This is a genomic window from Verrucomicrobiota bacterium, from assembly GCA_016871535.1.
Taxonomy (GTDB): domain Bacteria; phylum Verrucomicrobiota; class Verrucomicrobiia; order Limisphaerales; family SIBE01; genus VHCZ01.
The window spans coordinates 1-8,937 of record VHCZ01000248.1; the positions used below are offsets into that span (position 1 = coordinate 1).

Here is an 8,937-nt window from a genome sequence, read left to right on the forward strand (position 1 = left end):
TTTTTCGCCAGACTTCGTTGCTTGCTCCTTACAGATCCACTTCGGGATATGCTCGTCGCTCGCGCCTCGTCTGGCCGAAAAATCCCTTGCCGCGAACGTGAGCGTATTTATGAAATGGACCACTTAGGGTCTGTGCAAAAATAACTTCCGGTTTTGGCGGGAGCGCCGCCTGGCCGGATGCAAGGCGCGAGGAGGGAGCATCCCCGTTTTTGGGCTGTGACCGACGAGCAACGCCGCAGCCGGCCAGGCGCCGCCCCGCCCCGGAGGGTCGGCTCCTTTGTCGATGACGCGGCGATTTGGTGTGTTTGGCGAGCAAAACTGCAATTTCAACCTTCGGCTTTCTGCCGCAGTAAACAATCCTCCCTGAACCGTTCCCGGTCAGGATCGGCCGACGAGTCTTCCGAGGGTCTCGCGCACGTTGGCTAGCAACTGAACGCCTTGCTGCGTCTGGTTCTTGACCCGAATGAGCTCTTCCGCTTCCTGGATGGTCTGCAGCGCCGTCTCGAAAACCTTTTCGTTTTGGCTGCGCCGCATGAGGACGACCTGAAGCAGAGTGGAGATGCCGGTGATGTAAAGATTGTACCCGCGCATTTCAAAGACGTGCATGGTTGGTTTCACCAGAAACTCGACGCCATGCCAGATGAACATGACCGCGCCCGTCTTCTCGTTAATCTTCAGGTTGAGGATCGCCTTGGGATCGGGAACAGTCTGCCGGACGTACTGGGCTAACTCTTGTAGTGATTGGATCATGCACGATACTGCACCGAGCGATGGAAACACTGGATAATCCGGCGGCCAATGTCAAACGGTTAATCAACCTCCGGCAGTGACGAGGGGATATTTTGTAAGGCGTGATTCGGGACCAGTGTTTGAGGAGGAGGAAGTGATCTCTTATCAAGTATGCCAAGACTCACGTAGAGTGTGTAGATCACCAGGCTTTCCATGAGCAGAAAGCCGACAAAACTGAGGGTAACCACCCACCAGTCGATCCAATTGAGAAACTTTCTCTTCACACCTCCTATACAGCAGTGCGGATGCCGCGCACACCCGATCGGGGAGTATTGGATTGTCCGGGGAGCGCACGCGCCCTCGCGTGCTGTGGTGGGCGCCCTCGCCGACCACAGGCTTGCGTCCGAAAAGCGATCCTTTCTGAGATGGTTTCTCCGACGTTCCGACCGGCGAGGGCGCCGGTCGGAACACGCGAGGGCGCGTGTGCTCCCCGGTTCCAACTGTTTCCCGCTAACTCTTGATCGGCCAGCCGGCGCCGGCCAGCGCTTTGTATCCGCCCATGAGCGAATAGACGTTGCGATAGCCCATTTTCTGCGCGGCGTCTGCGGTCAAAGCGGAACGAAATCCGCCCCCACAATACATGATGATCTCGGTCTCAGGATTGGGAAACATTTTCTCAAGATCACGTTCCAGGATTCCTTTGCCGAGATGAACCGCCTCCGCCGCGTGGCCCTTTTGCCATTCATGATCCTCGCGCACGTCCAGCAAAACGGCCTGCGGATTCTTCGCGAGTTGTTCGCGGGCCTGGTCCAGGGTGATTTCCTTGACGCGGCTCTTGGAGTCGTTGACCAATTTGAGAAAGCCGGGTGAATGTTCCATGCTGCGAATTTACCGGACAGGTCCGGTCCGTCAAATGGCATTTGGCGAACCTGGCGAACCCTTGCTGTCCTCAGTGGCCCCAGGCTCGGCCAAAGAACTCAATGATGAATGTTCAATTCCCAATGACGAAAGAATTCCGAAATCCGAATGCCCAACCAAAGCAAGCCAATCGGTCATTCGAGCTTCGACATTCTTTCGACATTCGTCATTCGGCGTTCCGGAAGATCGCGGCAAACCTCGAAGACCGATTTGCCTTGTCAACCCGCGCAGAAGCTGCTGAACAGATTGACCAGTTTATGGATGTCAAAAACTTAGACCAGGTGCCGGCCTTCACGACGAAGGACGGGTCTGAAATTCGCGAATTGCTGGCTCATCGCAATTCCGCGATCCGCAACCAAAGCCTCGCGGAAGCCCGGCTCGGCCCCGGCGCGAGCACCCAGGAGCATTTCCACGTGAAAGCCGAGGAGATCTATTTCATTACCTCCGGCCAGGGGCGGATGCGGATCGAGGGAGAGACGCGAACGGTCGGGGTCGGCGATGCCATCGCCATCCCGCCCGGCCAAAAACATAAAATCTGGAACCTCGGCTCCGAGCCATTAAGGTTTCTCTGTTGCTGTGCGCCAGCTTACGAGCACAGTGACACGGTGATTACGGAAGCAGTTCAATAAATGAAACCGAAGCGAATCCGATTATTCGTCCGTCCCTACTGCGGCTGGTGCCACGAGGCGGCGGACTGGCTCAACGAACGCGGCCTCGAATTCGAGACGCTCGACGTCGCGGCCAACCCCGACGCGCGCCAGGAAATGATGCAAATCTCGGGACAAGGCCTGGCCCCGGTGATCGACGTGGACGGCAAAGTGCTGGCCGACTTTGACACCGACCAGTTGGCGGCGTTTTGGGAAAAGCTGGAACAACCCGCCGAGCCTTTGTAGGGTCAACCGCAGATGAACGCAGATTGACGCGGATGAATCCGCGTTTATCCGCGCCCATCTGCGGTTAATAAATCTGAGATACCGTGGTGACGACAATTCCAACTGCCCGCCCTCGGATGCCCGAATGGCTGCGCATCCGCCTCCCGGCGAGCGACACATTTTCCCAGACGCGCAGCCTGCTGGCTGATCTCAAGCTGCACACCGTTTGCGAAAGCGCGAAATGCCCCAACCATTGGGAATGCTGGGGCCGGGGCACCGCCACTTTCATGATCGCGGGAGATCGCTGCACCCGGGCGTGCGGCTTTTGCGCCGTGACGACCGCCAAACCGTTGCCGCTCGAAACCGACGAACCCGCGCGCGTCGCCGAGGCCGTCCGGCGCATGCGGCTGAAACATGTCGTGATCACCGCCGTCGCCCGCGACGACTTGCCCGATGGCGGCGCCGAACATTTTCGCCGGACGATCGAAGCGGTGCGTGCGGCTTCGCCGGGCATTGGGATCGAAGTGCTGGCGCCGGATTTTCTCGATTCCGACTGCTCCATCGAGACCGTGCTGGCGGCGAGCCCGGATATTTTCAACCACAACCTGGAAACCGTGCGGCGGCTGACGCCCCACGTCCGATTTCGCGCGACGTATGAGCGCTCTCTAAGCGTGTTGCGGAAGGTCAAGGCCTGGCGGCGCGACTCGATCTACACCAAGTCAGGACTCATGCTGGGGTTGGGGGAAACCGAAGAAGAATTGCTCACCGCGCTGGCGGATTTGCGCCGCGCCGGTTGCGACATGCTGACGCTAGGCCAATACTTGCAGCCAACACTGCGCCATTTGCCCGTGGTCGAATTCGTCCCGCCCTCGCGGTTCGACGAGTATCGAACGATCGCGGAACGAATGGGGTTTTCGCACGTGGCCAGCGGCCCCATGGTCCGCAGCTCGTATCACGCCGATGAGTTTAAACCGATCACCCATGAGGCTCCGTAGTTTTGGACTGCGGCGACGGAGCCTGCGCAGTCGCCGCTTTGAATGCGCTCGGCGCTGTCGAGCAAGCTCGACGTCTCCGGAAACAGGTTCTTCGCTATTTTCAGCGGCTGCGTCGTGGATTTCGAACGTCCTCCTCCCCCTCACCCTATCCCTCTCCCTCAGGGAGAGGGGAAAAGGCACCCGCGCTGGGAGCAACCCTGGGCGCTCGACTCATCGAAATCCGGCGGTCGATGCTCCCTCTCCCCAAGGGAGAGGGCTGGGTGAGTGGGAAGGGGATCTCCATGCACCCAAGAAGTTGTTCACTGGAATATGAGTAAGGATCCAATCCACCGCCGGGAATTCATCAAAGTGTTAGCGCTTACGACGGCGTATTCCAGATTGCGGGACGGCGATTGGTTCGGGACGGTTCTCGCGGAGGTGTCCGCCCAGGCCCGGCCAACTGTCGGAATCCTGCGTTTGAATATCGACGACTTCCCCGCCTTGCGAAATGACTTCGGCTCGGTGCGGATCGGCACCAGCCGGCTGGCGGCGAACGTCCCGGCAGGTTTGTTTTATCCCATGCTGATCAACCGCGCGCCGGGAGGGCAATTCTACGCGCTCAATTCCGAGTGCACCCATGCGGGGTGCGCCGTGCCGGTGTTCAGCCGGGCTTCCAACTCCAGCACCTGCCCGTGCCACGGTTCGCGGTTCGCGATCGATGGCCGCGCGATCACTGGCCCGGCTTCGTTTCCGTTGCAGTCGTACAAAACGAGTTTCGACGGAGCCAATCGGCTCGCGATCGAGATTCCCGATTGGCCGCACGAAATCGCCGGTTCAATCGTGAACGGGGGCGCGGCCTTGCCCCCGCGTTTGCAATTGAAGTTCCTGGCCTTCGCAAATCTCGAATTTGAAGTGCTCTTTCGAGCGTCGCTCTCTGAACCCTGGAAGCAAGTCCCCTTCGCGCTCACGCCGGATGGCGCCGCAAGCCAGACGGTTTTCCCCGGCATCGACGACTTCGCAAATCTCTACGTGGATCGAACCGGCGGCGCCGGCTTCTACGCCGTCGCGATCCGAATCCGGCCGGTGTAGCAGCCGAGGTAACGAGGCTCACATTTCCGAATCCGAAGTAATTCAGATTCAGAGCCTCGTTACCTCAGCTTTCCCCTCCGCCTGCCTACACCCGCGAACTGGCCGCGAAGCCCGCCGCGGTCCGCTGTCCGCATTGTGCGTCCATCGTCTATAGCCGCCGAAGCAAGCTTTGTGGCGTGTGCAACCAGAGTTTGCCCCAGGCGGTTTTGTTTGATTCGACCGAGTCCGAACGGGTCGAGCAGCTTCTGGCCCGGGAGCGGCATCGGCACCGCCTGTGGATGGAACGGTATTCCAGCGCACGGTGAAGGGCCCGCTTCTAACCAAAGTTAGCGCCTGAAAGTCTTGCTTGAAAAACAAGAGTCTGTGGGATTGTGGCGCGGGTTATACGGATGAGCCGCTTCTTCATCCGCGAAATCCGCGAAATCCGTGGTAGAAAGCTCGGGACTCCAAGCGGTGCAAGAACGCGCTTGCCGAATCGTCTAGTGACTTCGTCCCGTGTAGCGCAGATTTCGGAGTGACTTTCCCTGCCCCGCGTTCCACATTCCCACTTCGTGAAGCGAAAGAGAAAGAGTCCCCCTGTTTCCCGAAGCGGACGCTTTAGCGCCGGTCCCGAAGCGGATGCGGCCCAATTTACCGAGTCCGTTTCATTTGACCGGCGGCTCTGGCGGTACGACATCCTCGGTTCGATGGCCCACGCCACCATGCTGCAAAAGATCGGCCTGCTCACCAAGGCGGAACGGAACGCCATCGTGCAAGGACTCGAACAGATCGGGCAAGAGATCGCCGCCGGCACGTTTCGCTGGAGAACCGATCTGGAGGACGTGCACATGAATATCGAAGCCGCGTTGACCCGGCGGGTCGCGGCGGGCGCGAAGCTCCACACGGGCCGTTCGCGCAACGACCAGGTCGCGCTCGATATGCGGCTCTGGCTCCGGGACCAGCTTGCCGCCCTGGCGCGCGAGCTCCAGGATTTGCAGACGGCGTTGGTCGAACTTGGTGCCAGGAATGCGAGCGTCGTCTTGCCGGGCTACACCCACTTGCAACGCGCGCAGCCGGTCTATTTCGCCCATCACATGCTTGCTTACGTGGAGATGTTCGAGCGCGATCACCAGCGGCTCTCCGAATGTTTTCAGCGCGTCAACATCTGCCCGCTGGGCAGCGGCGCGATCGCCGGCTCGACGTTGCCGTTGGATCGCGAGATGGTCGCGACGCTGCTGGGCTTCGTCGATTCCCGGAACCGTCCGCGGCTCACCCAGAATTCGATGGACGCCGTGAGTGATCGGGATTTTGCGATTGAATTCTGCGCTTCGGCGGCCTTGATCGCGCTTCACCTCTCGCGGTTGGCGGAAGATTTGATTCTCTGGGCTACGGCGGAGTTCAACTTCATCAAGATTGGCGACGCCTACACGACCGGCTCGTCGCTCATGCCGCAAAAGAAAAACCCGGATATCGCGGAGCTCTCACGCGGCAAAGCGGGCCGCGTTTTTGGAAATCTGGTGGCGTTGCTCACGCTCCTCAAGGGATTGCCCATGACTTACAATCGCGATCTCCAGGAAGACAAAGAGCGTGTGTTCGACACCGCGGACACGGTGCGATCCACCGCGCGCTTGATGGCAGGGATGCTGCGCCACACGAGTGTCGAAAGAGAAAACTGTCTGCGAGCCGCGAGCGATCCCGGCCTGCTGGCCACCGACCTGGTAGATCACCTGGTGCGGAAGGGCCGGTCGTTTCGCGAGGCGCACCATGATATCGGAAAACTCGTGGCACTGGCCGAGCAAACTGGCAAACGGCTCGATGAACTGTCCCTGGCCAAGTTGCGTTCGGTTGATCCAAAGCTGAACACCGAGGCCTTGAAAATCTTCGATCTCCATCAAGCGCTGGCGCGGAGGAATTTGACCGGCGCGCCAGGAACCCGGGAAGTAAAGCGGCAATTGGAGCGATGGATGATGAGGTTAGATGGAACCAAGAACGCCAAATGAACGGCCAATGAACGCAAATGAAGGTGAATCCTTCATCTGGGGCGGCGGTTCCTCGCCTCGGCCCTCTCCCTTGTATGGGTTTAGCGTGCCTTGCGCCGTAGCGCAGAGTTGCACTCTGCTGTATCGCCGATTTGCAATCGGCAGCGCGCCGGCGAGTTCCAGATCCCTGGAACTTGTCGGGCGCCTGCGGAATGCAATTCCGCGATACGGCAGATTGCAAATCTGCGCTACGCTACGCAGATGCTCTTCCTTGAGGAGAGGGAGCATTGACTGCCGCATTTCGATCTATCGAGCACCGAGGGTTACCCCCAGCACGGTATGCCTTTTTCCCCTCTCCCTGAGGGAGAGGGACAGGGTGAGGGGGAAGGCGGCATTCGAGTTCCACGACACAGCCATTGAAGATGGTGAAGAACCGGTGCGGCAGACATTGGAGTATTTGCCTTCTTGGCAATCATTCGGATGAGTGCGCATCCCACGCCGCTGCTGGAGAATCTCTTGAAGGACGTTTCGCGATCCTTCTACCTGACCTTGCGCGTTCTTCCCGCGGCGGTCCGGCCTCAGATCGGCCTGGCTTATCTGCTCGCCCGCGCCGCGGACACCATTGCGGACACCGACATTATCCCTGTCGTAGGCCGGTTGGCAGCCCTGCAAGGCTTTCGGAAAATCCTGGTCGGAAGTGAATCCGGAGAGTTCCAAGCGGACGAATTTGTCGCCGCGCATGAGGTCTCCGCCGGGGAGCGATTGTTGCTGAGGCGAATCGACGAAGCGTTGCAGGCGCTGGAGCGATTCGACCCCGCGGACCAACGGTTGATCCGCGACGTCCTCCAAACGATCACCAGCGGACAGGAACTGGACTTGCAGCGTTTTGCCTATGCCAGTCGCAACTGCATTATTCCGCTGCAGACCGACGCCGAACTGGACGATTACACATTCCGCGTCGCGGGCTGTGTCGGCGAATTCTGGACCCGCATGTGCCGGCGGCACCTTTTTCCCGCCGACTCGATCGACGACGCAGATCTGATCGCAAATGGCATCCGCTTTGGCAAAGGGCTGCAATTGATCAATATTTTGAGAGATTTGCCCGAAGACCTGCGCCGAGGGCGATGTTACCTGCCTCTGGCGCAATTGTCGGAGATGGAACTCAAGCCGCAGGAGATGTTGGCGCTGGAAAACGAAAGCCGTCTTCGGCCCCTGTACGATGACTACCTGGATCGAGCGGAAGCTCACCTGGCCGCGGGTTGGTATTATACGAACCTGCTGCCCCGACGCGCGGTCCGAGTCCGGCTCGCCTGTGCCTGGCCGATCCTCATCGGAAGGAAGACCCTGGCGAGGCTGCGGTCGGAGAGAATCCTGGACCCGGCCCGGCGGATCAAGATTCGCCGCCAGGAAGTGTGGTGGTTGGTGGCGCGCTCTGTGTTGACATACCCTTTTGCGCGCGTCTGGCGTCGGTTATACCACTCAGGCGGAACCTGAGCCTCGAAACCGGTTGCCGCACGGCCAATCATGGAGTAATTAAGGTCCATGCAAACATTGAGGTTTCTTTTAGCCATTCTCATGGCCAGTGCCGGGGTCGTTTCTACAAACGCCCAAAATCCAACTCCCGAAGACCCCAGCAAGATGCTCGAAGCGGTTCGCCAAAAGGTGGAGGAAGAACGCGCCAAGGCCGCCGCGCCGATGCTGCGCGAGTCAACTGCTGCCAGGCCCGCCATCGCAGCGCCTGTCCCCGAAAAGAAGATAGAAGCGGCCCCAGCGGCCCCAGCACCGACACCTGCCGTGTCTGCCGAATCACCCGAACTTCGCCAGTTGCTGGAGGATTTGCGTGCCGCCGTCGCCAGAGAGCGCGCCGCCTCGGTCGCTCAACCGAAAGCTCCCGAGTCAACCGTGAGGACCAGTCCTGCTCCCGCCCCACCGGCTGTGAAGGAGACTCCGGCTGCCCCGGTTGCCCCCGCCACAGTTTCAACGCCCGCCCCTGCGCCGATCCAACCCGCAGCCGAACCCGGAGCCGGGCCGAAAATCAAGCAGGAACGCCTGCAAGCTCTGCTGTTGCTGTATCGAACCGACCAGCTCACCCCGCATGAATACCACGAGCAGCGCGCGAAGCTTCTGGCGGAGTGACCAGTAATCAGTAATCAGTTTTCAGTAACCAGTTGTCAGTTGTCGGGTTTCATCCACCTCACTTGCGGTCACAACTTGTCCCTGAATACTGATTCCTGAAGACTGATCACTGAACCCTCCTCCGCCGCCTCCGTTGGGTATGACCGCTGAATGATGTACAATTTTCATGGAGATCATGAATAGTTCTCATTGTACAACGGTAGTACCGTTGTGATGGAATGGGATTCATGGCAGTGAGTGTGCGAACGAAGTGCAGCGGAC

General features: G+C 59.5%; 9 protein-coding genes. 7 read left to right on the top strand and 2 right to left on the bottom strand.

Translation table 11 applies throughout. The annotated features are described in order from the left end of the window. Nucleotides 1–378: 378 nt before the first annotated feature. Both FJ398_22555 and FJ398_22560 read right to left on the bottom strand, forming a co-directional pair. Nucleotides 379–750 (bottom strand): hypothetical protein, encoded by a 372-nt coding sequence (locus tag FJ398_22555; GenBank protein ID MBM3840690.1) that lies wholly within the window; start codon nt 748–750, stop codon nt 379–381. 489 nt (nt 751–1,239) lie between these two features. Further along, nucleotides 1,240–1,608, bottom strand: a complete 369-nt coding sequence (locus tag FJ398_22560) for a sulfurtransferase (GenBank protein ID MBM3840691.1) — start codon at nt 1,606–1,608, stop codon at nt 1,240–1,242. A 296-nt stretch (nt 1,609–1,904) separates the two neighbouring features. On the opposite strand from FJ398_22560, the gene FJ398_22565 reads away from it, so the two are divergent. The 7 genes from FJ398_22565 (at nt 1,905) to FJ398_22595 (ending at nt 8,676) form a co-directional block, all read left to right on the top strand. Then, the gene (locus FJ398_22565) at nt 1,905–2,276 is read left to right on the top strand and encodes a cupin domain-containing protein (GenBank protein ID MBM3840692.1); all 372 of its coding nucleotides are present in this window, start codon (nt 1,905–1,907) and stop codon (nt 2,274–2,276) included. Further along, nucleotides 2,277–2,540 (top strand): glutaredoxin family protein, encoded by a 264-nt coding sequence (locus FJ398_22570; protein ID MBM3840693.1) that lies wholly within the window; start codon nt 2,277–2,279, stop codon nt 2,538–2,540. Nucleotides 2,541–2,656: 116 nt separating this feature from the next. Beyond that, nucleotides 2,657–3,514 (top strand): lipoyl synthase, encoded by an 858-nt coding sequence (gene lipA / locus FJ398_22575; protein ID MBM3840694.1) that lies wholly within the window; start codon nt 2,657–2,659, stop codon nt 3,512–3,514. Between the two features lie 309 nt (nt 3,515–3,823). Beyond that, the gene (locus FJ398_22580) at nt 3,824–4,582 is read left to right on the top strand and encodes a Rieske (2Fe-2S) protein (protein MBM3840695.1); all 759 of its coding nucleotides are present in this window, start codon (nt 3,824–3,826) and stop codon (nt 4,580–4,582) included. Nucleotides 4,583–5,133: 551 nt separating this feature from the next. Then, a complete protein-coding gene (gene argH, locus FJ398_22585; GenBank protein MBM3840696.1) occupies nt 5,134–6,561 on the top strand; it encodes an argininosuccinate lyase in 1,428 nt (475 codons plus the stop codon). A 459-nt stretch (nt 6,562–7,020) separates the two neighbouring features. Further along, nucleotides 7,021–8,034, top strand: a complete 1,014-nt coding sequence (locus FJ398_22590; GenBank protein ID MBM3840697.1) for a squalene/phytoene synthase family protein — start codon at nt 7,021–7,023, stop codon at nt 8,032–8,034. Nucleotides 8,035–8,082: 48 nt separating this feature from the next. After that, nucleotides 8,083–8,676: a hypothetical protein gene (locus FJ398_22595; GenBank protein ID MBM3840698.1), complete on the top strand. Its 594-nt coding sequence runs from the start codon at nt 8,083–8,085 to the stop codon at nt 8,674–8,676. Nucleotides 8,677–8,937: the final 261 nt, after the last annotated feature.